This window comes from Streptosporangium nondiastaticum (assembly GCF_003011965.1).
GTDB classification, from domain to species: domain Bacteria; phylum Actinomycetota; class Actinomycetes; order Streptomycetales; family Streptomycetaceae; genus Streptomyces; species Streptomyces nondiastaticus.
Map to the genome: position 1 here is coordinate 16009 of NZ_PXWG01000037.1, position 16443 is coordinate 32451.

The 16443-nt window shown below is 72.9% G+C and carries 13 protein-coding genes; 8 read left to right on the forward strand and 5 right to left on the reverse strand.

The genetic code is table 11. The features are described 5' to 3' along the window. Positions 1 to 108 precede the first annotated feature (108 nt). From B7P34_RS16195 to B7P34_RS16205, 3 genes are all read left to right on the forward strand, one after another. Positions 109 to 534 (forward strand): hypothetical protein, encoded by a 426-nt coding sequence (locus B7P34_RS16195; protein ID WP_106677137.1) that lies wholly within the window; start codon positions 109 to 111, stop codon positions 532 to 534. A gap of 51 nt (positions 535 to 585) precedes the next feature. Beyond that, positions 586 to 1221 carry a hypothetical protein gene (locus tag B7P34_RS16200; protein ID WP_106677139.1) on the forward strand — a complete coding sequence of 212 codons (636 nt, stop codon included), beginning with the start codon at positions 586 to 588 and terminating at the stop codon, positions 1219 to 1221. A gap of 77 nt (positions 1222 to 1298) precedes the next feature. Then, positions 1299 to 2627 (forward strand): MFS transporter, encoded by a 1329-nt coding sequence (locus B7P34_RS16205; protein ID WP_223267907.1) that lies wholly within the window; start codon positions 1299 to 1301, stop codon positions 2625 to 2627. 155 nt (positions 2628 to 2782) lie between these two features. Here the strand turns inward: B7P34_RS16205 and B7P34_RS16210 are convergent, their stop codons facing one another. Further along, complete coding sequence (locus tag B7P34_RS16210; RefSeq protein WP_106677143.1) at positions 2783 to 3025, reverse strand: hypothetical protein; 243 nt, start codon at positions 3023 to 3025, stop codon at positions 2783 to 2785. Between the two features lie 68 nt (positions 3026 to 3093). On the opposite strand from B7P34_RS16210, the gene map reads away from it, so the two are divergent. Together map and B7P34_RS16220 are read left to right on the forward strand one after the other, a co-directional pair. Next, positions 3094 to 3951 (forward strand): type I methionyl aminopeptidase, encoded by an 858-nt coding sequence (gene map, locus B7P34_RS16215; protein WP_106677144.1) that lies wholly within the window; start codon positions 3094 to 3096, stop codon positions 3949 to 3951. 135 nt (positions 3952 to 4086) lie between these two features. Then, positions 4087 to 4761 carry a heme oxygenase (biliverdin-producing) gene (locus tag B7P34_RS16220; RefSeq protein WP_106677193.1) on the forward strand — a complete coding sequence of 225 codons (675 nt, stop codon included), beginning with the start codon at positions 4087 to 4089 and terminating at the stop codon, positions 4759 to 4761. Between the two features lie 12 nt (positions 4762 to 4773). On the opposite strand, the gene B7P34_RS16225 is transcribed toward B7P34_RS16220, so the two are convergent. From B7P34_RS16225 to B7P34_RS16240, 4 genes are all read right to left on the reverse strand, one after another. After that, a complete protein-coding gene (locus B7P34_RS16225; RefSeq protein WP_189382824.1) occupies positions 4774 to 9294 on the reverse strand; it encodes a caspase, EACC1-associated type in 4521 nt (1506 codons plus the stop codon). 5 nt (positions 9295 to 9299) lie between these two features. Further along, on the reverse strand, positions 9300 to 9719 hold the full coding sequence (locus tag B7P34_RS37500; protein WP_106677146.1) for an effector-associated constant component EACC1: 420 nt from the start codon (positions 9717 to 9719) through the stop codon (positions 9300 to 9302). A gap of 170 nt (positions 9720 to 9889) precedes the next feature. After that, complete coding sequence (locus B7P34_RS16235; protein ID WP_106677148.1) at positions 9890 to 11539, reverse strand: HtaA domain-containing protein; 1650 nt, start codon at positions 11537 to 11539, stop codon at positions 9890 to 9892. Between the two features lie 77 nt (positions 11540 to 11616). Further along, a complete protein-coding gene (locus B7P34_RS16240; RefSeq protein ID WP_223267908.1) occupies positions 11617 to 13107 on the reverse strand; it encodes an HtaA domain-containing protein in 1491 nt (496 codons plus the stop codon). A gap of 97 nt (positions 13108 to 13204) precedes the next feature. Here B7P34_RS16240 and B7P34_RS16245 point away from each other — a divergent pair, with 97 nt between their 5' ends. From B7P34_RS16245 to B7P34_RS16255, 3 genes are all read left to right on the forward strand, one after another. Beyond that, the gene (locus B7P34_RS16245; protein WP_223267909.1) at positions 13205 to 14257 is read left to right on the forward strand and encodes a heme/hemin ABC transporter substrate-binding protein; all 1053 of its coding nucleotides are present in this window, start codon (positions 13205 to 13207) and stop codon (positions 14255 to 14257) included. Between the two features lies 1 nt (position 14258). After that, on the forward strand, positions 14259 to 15359 hold the full coding sequence (locus tag B7P34_RS16250) for a FecCD family ABC transporter permease (protein ID WP_435693963.1): 1101 nt from the start codon (positions 14259 to 14261) through the stop codon (positions 15357 to 15359). A 95-nt stretch (positions 15360 to 15454) separates the two neighbouring features. After that, positions 15455 to 16303, forward strand: coding sequence for a heme ABC transporter ATP-binding protein (locus B7P34_RS16255; protein WP_223267910.1), 849 nt, complete (start codon positions 15455 to 15457; stop codon positions 16301 to 16303). Positions 16304 to 16443 lie beyond the last annotated feature (140 nt).

Here is a 16443-nt window from a genome sequence, read left to right on the forward strand (position 1 = left end):
TCCCGTACCTCGTCCGTATCAACGGACGCTACGGCGGACAAGGCCGGTACAAGCCGGGTTCGAACCCGCATCCCACGTGTGAGTGAACGATCGCTACGGTGGGGGGCCATGGCCGCCCACCGCCGTCTCCCCGTCCCCGTCCCCGGCGTCCGTGCCCGCGTGACGTTGAACATCGGCGGCTGCGGACCGTACGCGCACATCGTCGCGGACTTCGAGCCGCCGGGGCCCGGCGGCGGGGTGCTGGAGCTGATCAGCATCGTGCCGAAGCGGCGGCTGCCCAAGGCGATGCTTCCCGCGTTGCGGGAGGGGCTGTTGGAGGGGCTCGGCGGGGTGTCGGCGGCCGTGCTCGTCACGGACGGGAGCTTCGACGAGGTGAGCTCCTGGGACCTGGGGTACCGCATGGCCGGGCGGGAAGCGGGCCGGGCCGCGCTCATCGGGGCGGGTCTGCTGCCGCCCGAGGAGGCCGGGACGCTGCGGTGGACGACGTGGCCGGGGCAGCCTCGGCCGAAGCGTCGTCCGCGCCCATACGGGTGAGAACCCCCGTAACCCTCCCTTCCTCTCCCGCCCTTGCGGGAGTCTCAACGCATGGACGCCGTACGGGTCGCACTGCTGAGGGAAGTGCTCGCCGGAACCGAGTGGTTGCAGGACACGCGCCGGTTCGCCGGGGCGTTGCGGGCCTCGGTGGCGCGGCGGCACGGCGGGTTGCTGCTCGTGGGGACGGAGGGGTACGAGCCCTGGCACCTCGCGGCGCATCTGGATGACGAGGCGGCCTGGTCGGGGCTGCCGGAGCTGTCGCCGACGCTCGTGCGGCACCGGGTCCCGCCGGGCGTCCCGGCGCACCTGTCGGTCGGCCTGGGCAGGCTGGAGGCGGCGCGGCGGGGCGAAACCCTCCTCGTGGTGACCGCGGACGAACCGGGGGACGGCCTGCTGGAGCGGGTGCACGACGCGCGGCGGGGCGGGGCGACCGTGCTGTCGCTGGACGGGGCGCCCGCGGAGGCGGGGGCGGAGTTGCGCGCGCTCGCGCACGACCAGCTCGCCGTGCCGCCGCCCGCGCCGTGTTCGACGAGGACGGAGCTGGATCTGGACACCGTGCAGCACCTGGTCAGCGCGGCCGCCGGGGAGAACGGGCTGCCCGCGCCGCGCGGCGGGCGGCGGCGGTTCCGGGACCGGCTGGCGCGGCTGGCCGATCAGCTGACGGCGCCGCCCCCGCCCCGCTGGTAAGCCGTGAGCCGTAGGGGGAGGCCCCGGGTCGGAAAAGCGTTTGCTGCCGATCTTCCGCTTATGGACCATGGTCTTCCGTGACTGCGCAAGACCCCCCTCCCTCCTCTCCCTCTTCCTCCTCCCGGCGGCTCCGCGCCCTGCTGCCCGATCTGACGCCGTGGCACGCCTCCCGCGACTTCCGCCGCATGTGGGTGGCGGGTCTCGTCACCGTCTTCGGCACGTTCCTGACGTTCATCGCCGTGCCGCTGCAGCTCAAGGAGCTGACCGGGTCGGCTCTGGCCGTCGGCGCGGTCGGGGTGGTCGAGCTGGTCCCGCTGGTCGTCTTCGGGCTGTACGGCGGTGCGCTCGCCGACGCCCTCGACCGGCGCAAGCTGATCCTGTGGACGGAGGCCGGTCTCGGCGTCCTCTCCGCGCTCCTGCTGCTGAACACGCTCCTGCCGCACCCGATGATCTGGCCGCTGTACGTCGTGGCGGCGCTGGTCAGCGCGCTGAGCGGGCTGCAGCGGCCGGCGCTGCAGGCGATCGTGCCGCGCGTCGTCGCACACGACCAGCTGCCGGCAGCAATCGCGCTGAACTCGATGCGCTGGCAGGTCGGCGCGATCGCCGGCCCGTCCCTCGCGGGTGTGCTGATCGCGTTCGCGGGCCTGCAGTGGGCGTACGCGCTGGACGTCGTCTCGTACGCGGTCTCCGCCGCGCTGCTCTTCGGGCTGGCCCCCTCCCCCGCCTCTCATGCCGCCGACAAGCCGTCGCTGCGCGGCATCCTGGAGGGCGCGCAGTACGCGTGGAACCGCAAGGAGCTGCTCGGCACGTACGTGATCGACATGGCGGCGATGCTGTTCGCCTTCCCCACGGCGATCTTCCCGTTCCTGGCCGACGACCTGGGCGCGCCATGGGCTCTCGGCCTGATGTACGCGGCGGGCGCGGTGGGATCTCTCGTCGTGAGCCTGACCAGCGGCTGGGCGTCGCGGGTGCACCGGCACGGCCGGATGGTCGTCTACGCGGCGCTGGGCTGGGGCGCGGCGATGGCCGTCGCGGGCCTGCTGGGCAACGTGTGGCTGGTGCTGCTGTTCCTGGCGGTGGCGGGCGGCTGCGACATGGTGAGCGGCCTGTTCCGCTCGGCGATCTGGGACCAGACGATCCCGGACGAGCTGCGGGGGCGGCTGGCCGGGATCGAGATGCTCTCGTACTCGATCGGGCCGCAGCTGGGCCAGGTCCGGGCGGGCGGCATGGCGTCCCTGACGAACGTGCGGGCCTCGGTGTGGGCCGGCGGGCTGGCGTGCGTGGCGTCGGTGGGGCTGCTGGCCGCGTCGCTGCCGAAGCTGATGTCGTACGACCAGCGGACGGACGAGCACGCGGCGCGGATGCGCCGGCTTAAGGCCGCGGACGCGGTGGCTGAGGCGGCTTAGGCACCGCCGGACACGCCCGTGGGGGTTGCGCGCCGTCGCGGCGGGATTTTCTTGCCTGCGGCAAGAAAGGCAGTGGGGTCGAAAGGCCTCGCCTTTCACTCCCGCCGCGACGGCGCTCAGCCCCCACCGGGGAACCCGGCGGTGCCGAACCTCCCTCAGCCCGCCTTCGGGCCCTCACCGTCGCCGGCATCGGCGTCGTCGTTCCAGCGCGGATCCGTCCGCCATTCCTCGTTCCGCTCACGCGCCGTCTCCATCGCGTGCGAGGCCTCCTCACGCGTGCCGTACGGGCCGAGCCGGTCCGCGGCGCGGCACTCCGGGCCCTCTTCGACCCGGCTGTGCTTCAGGCAGTAGTACCACTCGCCCGGCTTGCCCTCGGGACGCTTCTTGAACAGGGCCATCGGGATCTCCCTCACATCCGTTGTCTCGCCCACATGCTCCCCTACGGGCCCTGGCTACACTCGCTGACATGTCTGGCCAGTCGCTTCTCACGCCGGGGACCCTGTCCCCCACCCGCCCCGTTCCCGCCTCCATCGCGCGGCCCGAGTACGTCGGGAAGGCGGCGCCCACCCCGTACTCCGGCCCGGAGATCCAGGACGCGGAGACGATCGAGCGGATGCGCGTCGCGGGCCGCATCGCCGCGCAGGCGATGGAGGAGGCGGCCAAGCTGATCGCCCCGGGCGTGACGACGGACGAGCTGGACCGCGTCGCGCACGAGTACATGTGCGACCACGGCGCGTACCCGTCCACGCTGGGCTACCGCGGTTACCCGAAGTCGCTGTGCGCGTCGATCAACGAGGTCATCTGCCACGGCATCCCGGACTCGACCGTCCTGCGCGACGGCGACATCGTGAACCTGGACGTGACGGCGTTCATCGGCGGCGTGCACGGCGACAACAACGCCACCTACCTGTGCGGTGACGTGGACGAGGAGTCGCGTCTGCTCGTCGAGCGGACGCGCGAGGCCCTCAACCGCGCGATCAAGGCGGTCAAGCCGGGCCGCCGTATCAACATCATCGGCCGGGTCATCGAGTCGTACGCCAAGCGCTTCGGCTACGGCGTCGTCCGCGACTTCACGGGCCACGGCATCAATTCGTCCTTCCACTCCGGCCTGATCGTCCCGCACTACGACAGCCCGCACCACGACACCCTGATCCAGCCCGGCATGACGTTCACGATCGAGCCGATGCTGACGCTCGGGACGTACGAGTACGACATGTGGGAGGACGGCTGGACGGTCGTCACCAAGGACCGGAAGCGGACGGCGCAGTTCGAACACACGCTGGTGGTGACGGACACGGGCGCGGAGATCCTCACCCTTCCGTAGGCGCTGCGGGGCGGGCGTCCGGGCGCTAACGTTTTTACCGACGGGACGTCGGGAAACCATTGACTTAGGTAAACCTAAGTAGCAGGATGGCTTTCCGTCGCCATGCCCGTCCCCTCGGTCACCCGGAGGTCCGCCTTGGACGCGCCCGCCAGCACCGCCGCCAGCACGCCGTTCTCCACGCTCATCCGCACCGCCTCGCACGAACAGCACACGGAGGCGGAGAACTCCACGTTCATGAGCGACATGCTCGGCGGCCGGCTCGGCGTCGACGCCTACCGCCGCTACACCGAGCAGCTCTGGTTCGTCTACCGCGCCCTGGAATCCACCGCCGAGTCCCTCGCGGACGACCCCGTGGCGGGCCCGTTCCTCCGCCCCGAGCTGGCCCGCACCGCGGAGCTGGAGCGCGATCTGACCCACCTCGGCGGCCCGGACTGGCGCAGCGGCCTCACGCCGCTGCCCGCCACGGCGCAGTACGCGGCCCGGATCGAGGAGTGCGCGCGCGAGTGGCCCGCGGGCTACGTCGCCCACCACTACACGCGCTATCTCGGCGATCTCTCCGGCGGCCAGATCATCCGCGGCACGGCGGAGAAGACGTGGGGCTTCGCCCGCAAGGGCGACGGCGTCCGCTTCTACGTCTTCGAGGCCATAGGCAACCCCGCCGCCTTCAAGCGCGAGTACCGCGAGCTGCTGGACGCCCTGCCTGTGGACGACCTGGAGAAGCAGCGCGTGGTGGACGAGTGCAAGCGCGCTTTCGCGCTGAACACGGCGGTGTTCCAGGATCTGGGGCGGGAGTTCCCGCTGAGCGCGTGAACGCCCGGGCGGCTAGCAGGACTTCTGGTAGGCCACGTCCGAGAACAGGTTCTTCCAGTCCTCCCGGGGGACGCTCGACGGGGCGGTCCGGCACAGGTCCGCGTAGAGCCGATCGGTGTCGGGGTGCAGCAGGAACGTCAGCGCGCCCGCGACGGGGTCGGTCTCGGACGTGACCGCGATGAGGGGCAGCCGCTCCGGGAAGAGGAGGACGCGGCTCGCCGGCGGCAGCGTGGCGAAGTAGGGCGTGCGCCACTCCCCGCCGGGCCCGATGTCCCAGATCCGGTACGGGTCCTTGCCCGTCAGGATCCGGCTGCGGTCCGGGCCCTTGATGATGTCGGCGCGCTTCTGGACCTGGTCCAGAGGCATGGTGCGGATCTTCCGCGGATGGCGGAGGTCCTTCACGTCCCAGAACTCAAGGCTGTTGTTCCGGTCGACGGCCGCGAGCACTTCGTCGCCGACCTCCTGGTAGCCGCTCGCGCCGAGCGGCAGCTCGCCACCGCGCCGCGGCCGGTCGGGGTCGGACAGGTCCCACAACGCCACCTTCCGGCCCGGCTCCTCCGCCAGCATGAGGCTCCGGGAGCGGAAGGCGCCGAACCCGAGCTTCCCCCACACCTTGAAACCCGTCACCACCCCTGCCCTCCGGGGGCGGCCGGGGTCGGAGACGTCCCAGAGCTGCACCTTCCCCTGCTCCTCCTGGGTCTCGACGAGCCGGTCGGTCAGGAACCGGATACTTGACGTCCAGTCCCTCGTGCTGCCCTCGAACGCGGACCGCCGCACCGGCGTGCGCGGCTTGCTCACGTCCCACAGCTCGATGCGGTGGTCGAACGCCCGCCCGAGGGCCAGCAGCCGCCCGTCGGGGCTGAAGCCGACGTTCACGTCCGGTGCGGTGAGGACGATGTCGCCGCCCGGGACCGGGTCGCCGGGACCGCTCATGTCCAGCAGGCGGAAGACGTGTTCGTTGGTGCTCGCCGTCCACTTGTGGGCCACGAGGACCAGCGTGCCGGGCAGGAAGTTCATGACCTCCCAGGGCCGGGGGACGGTGTACCTCAGCCGCGGCGCCCCCCACCGGCTGACGTCCCACACCCGGTGCGTCGCCTCCGGCGAGCCCTTCCTCCGCTCCACGGTGACCATGAGGGAGCCGTCGTGGCTGATCGGGCTGGTCCCGGTGTCGGGGTCGGGAAGGGCGCCGACGGCCGCCGGTGCGGGCGGCCGCTGCGGCCACAGCCGTACCGTGCCGTCCTCCCCTCCCGCGGCGAGGTACGCCCCTCCGGGATCCCAGGCGACGTCCTGGGCGGGCGCGCTCACGGGCAGGGCGGGGTCCTCCGCGAGGCCGTCGAAGAGCGCGGCGTCCTTGTCCCCGACGCGTCGCATGAGCAAGTTGCTGCTCGGCTCGGTGTCGCTGCTCCGCTTGCCCGCCCACACCAGGGCGGCGCCGTCCGCGCTGAAGCCGAGGGCGGGCACGTCGTCGAACTTCCAGAACGCGAAGGACTTGGCCGGGGCGAGGGACTTCAGCCGCTCCCCTCCCTCGACCGTCCATCCGGCGAGATCGCTCTTCCGGCTCGCGCCGGCAAGCACGTCGCGCCGCGGATGGAACGCGACCCGCGTCGCCGTGCCGGTCGTCGCCGTGTCCTTCAGGACCGGCCGGGCGGGATCCCGTACGTCCCACAGGCCGATCGCGCCCGTCCCGCCGACCCCGTCCTGCCCGCCCAGGGTGCCGCTGCTCACGGCCAGCAGCCGTCCGTCGTGGTGGAACGCGACGGACACCACGTCCTGTTCGGCGACCGTCCGGTCGGTGCGCAGCTCCGGGCGGGCGGGGTCGGCGAGGTCCCAGAGCAGGAGGCGGCCCTTCTCCAGGCCCGCGGCCAGCGTCCTGCCGTCCGGGCTGAAGACGAGCGAGGACGCCGCCCCGCCGGGTGCTCCGCGCGCGGCGAGGCGGCGCGGGCTCTGCGGGTCGGAGGTGTCCCAGACCGCGAACCCCCCGGCCGTCTGCGCGACCAGCAGCCGCGTACGGGGGTGGAAGGCGACGGCCGCCGCGGAGCCGAGGTCCAGGGCCGCGGCCTTGCGCGGGGCCGTCGGGCGGCTCACGTCCCACAGCTGCACGCGGCCGCCGCGCTGGCTCGTCACCAGCACCTTGCCGTCCCCGCTGTAGGCCACGTGGAGCACGGGGTCGCCCGACCCCTTGAGGTCCACGGGCACCCGGGACACCTGCGCCGCGTAGAGACTGGAACGGCTCTCCGGGGTGCTGGCCAGACGGTAGGCCGCGAGGCTGAGCCGGTAGGCCGTCAAGGGGTCGCGCTCGCGCAGCTCACCCGCCTTGGCCGCCAGTTGCTTGGAGAGCAGCACCGACTCCCGGTCCTCCGCCCGCTGCTGCGCGCCCCGCGCCAGGACGGCGAGGGTGGACGCGAGGACCGCGAGGACGACGACGATCGCGAGCCCCGCACGCCGGAGGCGCTTCCGGCGCCGCTCGGCGCCCCCGCTCGCCGCCAGGAAGTCCTGTTCCACCGGGCGCATGGGCGAGGGCCCGTGCCCGTCGGCGGCGGTCAGGGAGCGGGCCGCGGCCAGGTGCTTGCCCGCGTACAAGCCGCTGGGCGGGCGGCCGGCCTCCGCCCAGGCGTCGGCGGCGTCGCCCAGCCTGCGCCGCACCAGCAGCCCGTCGAGGTCCTCGTTGATCCAGTCGCGGAGCCGGGGCCACGCGTGGAGCATCGAGTCGTGGCACAGCTGGGCTTCGCCGTCATCGCCGACGATGACCAGGCGGGCATCGGTGAGGCGCTGCAGCAGCGCCGCGTGGTCCCCGAGTTCTTCGGCGCCGACGCGGCGCCGTACGGCCCTGCCGTCGCCGTCCACCAGCCGCACCATGCGCAGCAGGAGTTCCCGTAACGCCCGCCGGCCGTCGTCGTCGAGGGAGTCGTGGATGCGTTCGGCGGCGTTGCCCACGGAGGCGCGGACGCCGCCGGTGGCCTGGTAGCCGGCGAAGGTCAGCCGGTTGCCGTCGCGGCGGGCCCAGGTCTCCTGCAGCGCGTGGGCGAGGAACGGCAGGGCGATGGCCCCGCGCGGGCCGGCGTCCTCGTCCTTGAGCTCCCGCAGCAGGTGGTCGGCCAGGCCGTCCTCGAAGGCCAGCCCGGCGTGCGCGGCGGGCTTCTCGACGGCCGCGCGCAGTTCGTCGCCGGCCATCGGGGGCACGGTGAACTGGCCGTTGCGCACGAGGCGGGCGAGCCTGGGGTCGCGCAGGCAGTGGCCGAAGTAGTCGGCGCGCAGGCCGAGGACGATGCGGGGGCGGGCCGGGCTCTTCGCGCCCGTCAGGGCCCGGACGAACAGCTCGCGCTCCTCCGTGTCCTCGCAGTGCGTGAAGATCTCTTCGAGCTGGTCGACGATCAGGACGCGGGGCGGTCTCCTGCCGTCCACCGGATCGCCGAACCGCCCCGCGCCCAGCTCCCGTTCGACCTCGCCGAAGGGCCGACCCGTGGCGTCCGCCCAGGCTGCCGTGAGCGTGCGGAAGGGCCGGGCGCCGGGCGCGGGCACGAGCAGCACGGAGCCGTGCACCTCACCGTCCAGCTCCGCGCCGAGGCCGGCCCGCAGCAGCGAGGACTTGCCGACGCCGGAAGGGCCCACGAGGACGACGGGGCCGCACGGTCCGGTGGCCGTCACCCGGTCCACCAGGTCCAGGGTGAGCTTCTCGCGGCCGAAGAAGACGTCGTGCTGCTCGGGCAGGAAGGGGCGCATGCCGGGGTACGGGCACTCGCCCTCGGACGGCGGCTCCGCCCCGGGCGGGGCCGCGGGCGCGTAGCGGGAGTTGGGGGCGACGACCAGGTCACCGATCCGGCCCTCGCTGCCGGAGTGCGGCCGGGCGGGCGCGCTCTGGAGGCGGCGGTCGAGGTGGCGGTAGAGGTCGGCGAGCGTGAACCACTTCGGGCCGCCCGCGTCCCCCTCCCGCAGCAGGCGCAGGAGTTCGCCCGTGAACAGCGTGTACTCCTCGCCCTCCGGGGCGAAGGCCGCGGCGTAGTGCGTCGCGGAGGCGAGGAGGAAGCTGCCGTCCGGGCGGGCCGAGACGTACGGGTCGCGGCGCGGCCCCCGCTGGACGGCCTCCGCGAGCCCCGAGAAGCAGCAGTCCAGGATCACCACGGGGCGGGCGGAGGAGTCGCCCAGCAGGTTCCTGATCTCGGCGTACGGGATGGCGTCGGCGGTGTCCTGCACGGAGTCGGTGGCCGCGGTGGCGAGGTAGAGCTGCTCGGCCGGGCCGAGCAGACCATGACCGACGAAGCAGAACAGGACGACGCCGCCCTCCGCCCGGTCGGTGACCTCCCGCACGGCGGACAGGACGGCCGACGGCGCGAGCGGGTCGGGGATCAGGGTGACGCGGTCGCCCCGGTCGTCCGCCATGCCGCCGGCCGTGCGGAGCGCTTCGGCGAGGGCGGTGGCGGAGCGGACGGCGCTCGGCAGGCCGGCGAGCCCCGCGCCGTCGGGGTGCCGGCCCGTACCGACCACAAGGGCGTGGCAGTCGGGGCCTGTCAGGCCCCCTCCGGCCCCCTCGTCCACGGACGTCAGGACCCGTCCGCCGGCGGCAGCTCGCCTCGCTGGAGGGCCTCGGCCAGGCGCCGGGCCAGCTCGCCGCTGTCCCGGGCGTTCAGATCGCGCACGTTCTCGGTGGAGACAGTGACCTGCGCGCCGTCGGGCAAGGTGATGGTGACCGTCTGATTGCCGCGGCGGCTCTGCAGCCAGGCGACGATCGCGGCCGACAGGGCGGCGGTCGCCCCGCCGGGCGCGAGGAGGAGCGTGAGGAGCTCGGACGCCGCGCCCATCGTGCCGGGCGCGGGCTCGGGGGCGGGCTCCTGCCTGAGGTGGGCCCGCAGCTCCGGATGGCGCTGCAGCCACCGGCGGAGGTCGTTCACCGCGCCGGGGCCGGGGCCGGCGCCTGTGCCCGTCCCGTTGCCCGGGCTGCTGACCGTCAGCGTTGCCTTCACTGCGCCCTCACTGCCCCTTTCACGCCTCACGTGACTGCCGAGAGCCATGACGCTACACCGCAACGCCGCGCCGCATAACGGAAGTTCGGTCACGGTTGCCCATCACACGCGGCGGCGCCCCCCGCCGGGGCCAGTGAAGGCAGGGGACGCCGGTCCGTGAGGCGCGGGGCTCAGCCCTGCGCCGTGGTGCGGCCGCGGCGGCGCGTGGCGAACACGGCACCGCTGCCGGCGAGCACGAGGGCGCCTGCGGCGCCGAGGAGGGGGCCGGTGGGGGTGTTGGCACCGGTGCTGGCGAGTGAGGTGGTGTCACCGGTTCCGGTTCCACCACCGGTGGTTGCGGCGCCGCCGGTGGTCGCGGCGCCGCCGGTGGTGTTGGCAGTGCTGGTGTTGGTGGCAGTGGTGCCGCTTCCGGAGCTGCCGGTGGTGCCGGTGCCGCTGCTGGTACCGGTACCTGAGTCCGACCCCGTAGGAGCCTGGTCCGTCGGAAGCTTCGCGTTCTTATCGACGGCGACCCTGACCGTCACCGGGTCGAGGGCTTCACCCGTCTCGTAGTTCATGAAGACCTTCGCCCCCTCTGCAGTGAGCGTGGCCGGGACGCCCCAGAGGGAGACAATGCCGTCCTTGGCCTTGAGCGCGTCCGCAGTGAGCTGCAGCTTGGCAAGTGGCATGGCCGTGGTGACGTTCGTCTTTCCGGTCTCCAGGTCCTTGGCGCTGACGTCCGCGCTGAGCGTGCCGCTCTTGCCGGACACCCGCGCCGTCACCTTGAAGTTGCTGAACTTCAGGTCCATCTGCCCCTTGTGGCCCGTGAAGCGCACCGAACCGGCGAACGTGGCGTCGAGCGTGCCCGCCGTGGCGTTGTACGAGCCCTTGCCCTGGACGAAGCGGAAGTTATCACCGGACTTCTGGGTGCCATCCGCGACCTCGGTCTTGCCCGCGGTGGCCGGCTTGGCGAGGTAGTCACGGAACTTCTTCTTCACACCCCAGTCGAGGTTGCCGTCGAAGATGGCCGCCCCGGCGTTGTTCTCCGCCTTCGAGTCCTCGCCGGACTTCGTACCCTCGCCGGTCTTCGTACCCTCGCCGGACTTGGAACCTTCGCCCGTCTGCGTGCCCCCGTCCGTCTGCGTGCCCTCGTCCTTCTTCGAGGGCTCTTCGGCGGATTCCTTCACCGAGAGTGTGGCCGGGTCGAGATCCTCACCCTCGTCGTAGTACGGAGTTCCCTCGTAGGTGAAGACCTCCGCGCCCTTCGCCGTGAGCTTCGCCGGTATCTTCGCGTAGGTCTTCACACCGTCCGCGCCGTCCACGGGCTTGACACCCGACAGGTCGAGCGCGGCGATCGGCACGTCGTCCTGCTTCTTCCCGTCGCCCGTCGTGACGTCCGCGGTGATGTTGCCCTTCTTGCCACCGCTCTTCGCGTCGGTGACGACCTTCAGGTCGGCGAGTGTGATGTCGAGGTCGAAGCCCGCGCTGCCACGCCTGGGGTGACCGAGGAAGTGCACGCTGCCCTTGAAGGTGGTGGCTATGGACTGCGAGGAGGGGTCCTGCTTGCCCTCACCCCCGGTGAACGTGAAGACGCCGTTCTTCTCCGCCTGCTTCGCGCCGTCGGCGACCTTGGTCTCACCATGGACGAGCGGCTTCGTGAGGTACTTCCGGAAGGATGCTTTCACACCCCACTCCAGCGTGCCCTCCTTGAGCGCCGTCTTCGGCGCCTCGCCGGCCTTTCCGGGCACATCCGCCGCGAACGCGGGCACGGCCAGCGCCGTGGCGCCCAGCACAGTCGCCGTGGCGAGCGCGGCAAGCGCCCGGCGGGAGGTGACGGTCATCGTCGGTGGTCTCCTTAGCTAGAGCAAGAGCAAGCGAAGAAACGGCGCGCCGCGGTCGGCGCGGAGCCGTGGCCGGCTCAGCCGGTGGTCCGGTGTCGGCGGCGTCGTAGGGCGACGAGGGCGGCCGCGGCCACCACGGCGACGCCCACGGCACCCGCGACTACCGGAAGCACCGGGAAGGACGAGTCGGATGAGGTGTCGGTTGCACTTTTTGTGGCCACCTTACGGCCGGAATCCGCCTTTTGACCCGCCGTCGGGTCACCCTCGGCAGGCGCCGAAGCCTTACCGAGGTCCGGCAGTGGCGGAAGCTTCGCTTCCGCGCTCAGGGGGACGGCGAGGGAGACGGGGTCCATGGCCTCTCCCTTGCGGTACATGCCGGCGAACGCCTCCGCCCCTTCCGCCGTGAGCTCGGCCGGGGCTTCGGTGACCGCGGCGAGGCCGTCCTTCTCCTTGAGGCCGGAGGTGTCGAAGGTGACGAGCGGAACGTTCCGCCGCGGCTCGCCGCCGCCGCTCGCGACGTCCGCCGCCAGCGTTCCCCTGCCGTCCTTCGCCGTCACCTTGACCCCGCTCAGGGTCAGGTCGAGGTGGTTGCCGGTGAAGCGGACCGTGCCGGTGAACGCGGCGTCAAGGGTGCGGGCCGCCTCGTCGTACGTCCCCTTGCCCGCCGGGAAGCGGAAGAGCGCGCCGCCGTCCTGGGCGCCGTCGGTCAGCTTCCAGGAGCCCTGGGCGATGGATCCGGTGACGTATTCGCGGAAGGTGCGGCGCACGCCCCAGTCGACGGCGGCGCCGGTGAACTCGCCCTTGGGGGCGTCCTTCTTCTCCGGTTCCGACGCGCCGGAGGACGGCGCTCCGGAAGCCGGTGCGCCGGAGGCCGGGGCGCCGCTCGCCCCGGCCAGGACGTCCGCCGACAGCGCAACCGGATCCAGCGCCGTACCGGCCGTGTAGTAGCCCGCGAAGGCCTTCGCACCGTCGGCCGTGAGCGTCGCGGGGACGTTGGCGAGGGAGACGGACGCCCCCGCGCCGCGCATGTTCACGCCCTTCAGGTCGAGCGCGGCCAGCGGCACCTGCGAGGCGCGGGTGACCTCGCCCGTGCCCTTGGCCTTGCTGACCACGTCGGCGTAGAGCGTGCCGCTCGCGCCCGCGATGCGGACGGCGGGGCGGCTGAGGGCGAGGTCGAGTTCGTACGAGCCGTCGGGCTTCTTGTGGCCCGTGAAGTGCACGCCGCCGGAGAAGCCGGCCTCGAAGGCTCCGCTGCCGGCGTCGTAGCTGCCCTTGGCGGAGTGAAAGCGGAACCGGCTCTCGCCGACCGTGGCGGCACCGCCCTGCAGGTCCCAGCGGCCTTGGGCGATGGGGCCGGTGACGTAGCTCTGGAAAGAGGACTTCACGCCCCAGTCCAGGCGGCCGCCGGAGACCGTCCGCGCCGGGCCGGAGTCCCCGTCGGCACGGGCGACCGCCCCCGGCACCAGCCCCGCCAGCACCGCCGCCAGCAGGGCGACGGCGAAGGCACGGGCAGGTCTGAGCGGCGGCGGCAGCATCGAGAGGCCCCTTTCGGGCGGGACAGCAGACATCGCTGGACGTCACACTCTAGCGACTTAGGTAAGGCTAACCTAAGCTACGTCCCATCAGGTCGGAAACCCCCGGCCGGAGCGAAAGGCAGACAGAACCGTGCTTCAACGGCAGTCGGCGGGCGCCGCGATATCTACCCCACGCCGTAACGGCATATGCGCCGCACTGCTCACTTGGCTCACTTTGCTCGCCCTGGCCCTCACCGGCTGCGGCTCCTCGGACGGTTCGGGCAGCTCAGGGGCGTCCACGGCAGGCGCCAAGGCTCCGGCGGCCGACCGCATCGAGCCACTGCCCGGCGCGCCCAAGGCCCAACTGCCCACCACCGTACGGTCGGCGGACGGCCACGACGTCACCGTCAGCAGCACGGACCGGATCGTTCCGCTCACGGGCGCGCTGTCCGAGATCGTCTTCAGCCTCGGCCTCGGCGACCGGGTCGTCGCCCGCGACATCACCGCCACCTTCGAACAGGCGGCGAAGCTCCCCGTGGTGACCCGCGCCCACGACGTCTCGGCCGAGAGCGTGCTCTCGCTCAAGCCCACGCTCGTACTGGCCGAGACCACGACCGGGCCCGCGGAGGCCGTCGAGCAGATCCGCGCCGCCGGGATCCCCCTCGTCGTCCTCGACCCGGCCCGCAAACTCGCCGACGTCGCACCCCGCATCGGCAAGGTGGCCGCCGCCCTCGGCGTCGGCGCGGCCGGGGACGAGCTCAACCGCCGTACGCAGCAGCGGCTGGAGAAGGCCGCGGCAGCCGTCCCGCACGACGGCGCCAAGAGGCCCCGCGTCGCCTTCCTCTACCTGCGCGGCACGGCCTCCGTCTACCTCCTCGGCGGTGCCGGGTCCGGCGCGGACTCGCTCATCGAGGCCGCGGGCGGGGTGGACGCGGGCAAGGAGTCCGGGCTGAGGAAGGACTTCACGCCCCTCACAAGTGAGGCCCTCGCCAAGGCCGCGCCCGACGTCATCCTCGTCATGAGCAAGGGCCTCGCCTCCGTCGGCGGTGTGGACGGCCTGGTGAAGATCCCCGGCGTCGGGCAGACGCCGGCCGGTCTGGACCGCCGCGTCGCCTCCGTGGACGACGGCGTCCTGCTGAACTTCGGCCCCCGCACGGACGCGGTCCTCGCCTCCCTCGTCGAGCAGATCCACCGCGGGAAGTGACGTGAGCCTCCTGCGCGCCGGCACCACCGCCTCCTCCGCACCCGTAGCCGGACCGCCGCCGCCCGCCCGGCGCCGCCGCCGCACCACCACCCTCCTCACCGCCGGCCTGGCCGCCGCCCTGCTGCTGGCGTGCCTGCTCTCCGCCGGGCTCGGCGCGTACGAGATCCCGCTCGGCGACGTCCTGGGCTCGCTGCTGCACCGGGCGGGGCTCGGCGGGGCCGAGCTGGACCGGGTCCCCGAGAGCGTGCTGTGGAACGTACGGCTGCCCCGCGTCGCCCTGGCCCTGCTCGTGGGGGCGTCGCTCGGCTGCGCGGGCGCGCTGATGCAGGGCGTGTTCGGCAATCCGCTCGCCGAACCCGGCGTCATCGGCATCTCGATGGGCTCGGCGGTCGGGGCCGTCGCCGCGATCGCGCTGGGGATGGACTTCCTCGGCAACTGGACCGTCACCGCCTGCGCGTTCGCCGCCGGGCTCGTGACCGTCCTGCTCGTCTACACGCTCTCGCGCGCGGGCGGCCGTACGGAAGTGGTGACGCTCATCCTCACCGGCATCGCGGTGAACGCTTTCGGCGGCGCGCTCGTCGGGCTCGGCGTCTTCCTCGCCGACAACGCCCAGGTCACCCAGATCACCTTCTGGCAGCTCGGTTCGCTCGCGCAGGCGACCTGGCCGAAGGTGCTCGCCGTCCTGCCGTGCGCCCTCGTGGGACTGGCCGTCGCGCCGCTGTACGGACGGAAGCTGGACCTCCTCGCGCTCGGCGAGCGGCCCGCGCGCCATCTGGGCGTGGACGTGGAGCGGTTGCGGCTGGTGATGGTCCTGGTGGTGGCGCTGCTGACGGCGGCGGCGGTGGCCGTGGCGGGGGTCATCACGTTCGTGGGGCTGCTGGTGCCGCACCTCCTGCGAATGGCCGCGGGCCCCGGTCACCGGTTCCTGGTGCCGGGCAGTGCGCTGGGCGGGGCGCTGGTCCTCGTCGCGGCGGACCTCGCGGCCCGCACGGCCGCCCAGCCGGCGGAACTGCCGCTGGGCGTCCTGACGGCCCTCTTCGGCAGCCCGTTCTTCTTCTGGCTGCTCAGGCGGACGCGGCGGAAGCAGGGAGGCTGGGCGTGAAGCCGCACGGGCTTCGGCCGGGGGTCCGGGGGTTGTCCCCCGGGAAAGCACAGCTGGTTGCTCAGGCGGACACGGCGGAAGCAGGGAGGCTGGGCGTGATCCGGTCCCTCTTCCGCAGCCGTCACCACCGTCTCCCCTCCCCCTCCCCCCTCGCCACCGTCCTCGCCGAAGCCCGCTCCCTCTCCGTGCGGCTCGGCGGCCGTGCCGTCCTCGACGGCGTGGACCTGGGCGTCGCCGCGGGCGAGGTCCTCGCCCTCGTGGGCCCCAACGGCGCCGGCAAGTCCACGCTCCTGGCCGCGCTCGCGCACGACCTGCCCGCCGCGGCCGGCGAGGTGCGGATCGACGGCGAGCCGGCCGCCGCCTGGTCGGCCGCCGAACTCGCCCTGCGCCGGGCCGTGCTGCCGCAGTCGGCCGAGCTGTCGTTCCCGTTCCCGGTGGAGGAGGTCGTGCGGATGGGCCGCGCGCCCTGGGCCGGGACGCCCGCCGAGGGCGAGGACGACGCGGCCGTGCGGGAGGCGATGGCCGCCGCGGAGGTGACCGGATTCGCCTCCCGCCCGTTCGCCGCGCTCTCGGGCGGCGAACGGGCGAGGGTCGCGCTGGCGCGCGTCCTCGCGCAGCGCACCCCGCTCCTGCTGCTGGACGAGCCGACCGCCGCGCTGGACCTGCGCCATCAGGAGCTGGTGCTGCGGATCTGCCGCGAGCGGGCGGCCGCGGGGGCGGCCGTCGTGGTCGTGCTGCACGATCTCGGGCTCGCGGGCGCCTACGCGGACCGGATCGCGGTGCTGCACGGAGGGCGGATCGCGGCGGAGGGCCCGCCGGCCCGCGTGCTCGAAGCGGAGTTGCTCACTCGTGTCTATTTGCAGCCGGTGGAGGTAATTGATCATCCGCGTACCGGTGAACCTTTGGTGATCCCGTGGCGAGCGGGACGAGATTTTGCCTCGTGAGAGCAGAATCACGCACCGTTCCGGGAACAGGGTAGGCAAGCCTCAGATAAGTTAGGGCGGCCTTATTCGGCCAGCTTCTTTTCGGCCATGCCGTATATGGCGTGTACGTCATGTACGCCCTTTCCGTCCTCTCCGAGCAC